Annotated in this window: 2 protein-coding genes; both read left to right on the top strand. The window is 65.7% G+C overall.

The features are described 5' to 3' along the window. A partial coding sequence (locus tag EN745_RS35300; protein ID WP_245487917.1) for an efflux RND transporter permease subunit occupies positions 1-245 on the top strand: 245 nt, incomplete at its 5' end. A 97-nt stretch (positions 246-342) separates the two neighbouring features. Continuing rightward, positions 343-892, top strand: a 550-nt coding sequence (locus EN745_RS35295) for a TolC family protein (RefSeq protein ID WP_189363276.1), incomplete at its 3' end; no start/stop codon positions are given.

Here is an 892-nt window from a genome sequence, read left to right as displayed (position 1 = left end):
CCGGCATGCTGCCGATCGCGCTCGGCATCGGCGCCGACGCCGAGACGCGCGCGCCGATGGCGATCGCGGTGATCGGCGGGCTCCTCTCCTCGACCGTGCTCAGCCTCGTCTACGTGCCCGTCGTCTACACCTTCATGGACGACATCCAGCGCTTCCTCGCCCGCCATTTGAGCAAGCTGCTGGCCGAGGGGCCCGAAGCCGCAAAGCCTACCGTCTCGCCCGAAAGCCTAACCGGGAACGCCTGATCGCCAGGCGACCCCGATTGGATCCTGCAGCTCGACCATCCCGCCAGAGCGCACTGTTCGCGCCCGGCAAAGATCAATCGAATTTGAGGTAACGCGTATGACGAGTTGGGTTAGGCTGAGCGTCGTCATGCTGGCGGCGACCACGCTCGCCGGGTGCGTCGTCGGCCCGGACTATCAGAAGCCGCTTCTGCCGATGCCGGCGGCCTGGAGCAGCCAGAAGAAGGCTTCGCCGGCAAAGCCGGCACAATTGTCGAAATGGTGGCAGCGGCTGCGCGACCCGGAGCTCGACGCGCTCGTAGAGGAAGCGGTTGCCGGCAATCTCGACGTCGCCACCGCCAAGGCCAGGATACGCGAGGCCCGCGCCAGCTATCGCCAGAGCGCGGCGAGCCTGTTCCCGTCCGTGGACAGCTCGGGATCGGCAACGCGCAACAAGTCAGCCGTGACCACCTCGGGTTCGGACAGTGTCTACAGCGAATATCAATCCGGTTTCGACGCCAGTTGGGAACTGGACCTGTTCGGTGCTAACCGCAGAAGCGTCGAGGCGGCCCGCTACGGGCTGGATGCGTCAGAGGAAGAGCTGCGCTCGACGCTGCTCACAATGATCGGCGATGTCGCCTCGAACTACGCCCAGGCGCGCGGTTATCAGG

The organism is Mesorhizobium sp. M4A.F.Ca.ET.022.05.2.1, assembly GCF_003998845.1.
Taxonomy (GTDB): Bacteria; Pseudomonadota; Alphaproteobacteria; order Rhizobiales; family Rhizobiaceae; genus Mesorhizobium.
This window is presented reverse-complemented; position numbering and strand designations above follow the sequence as displayed.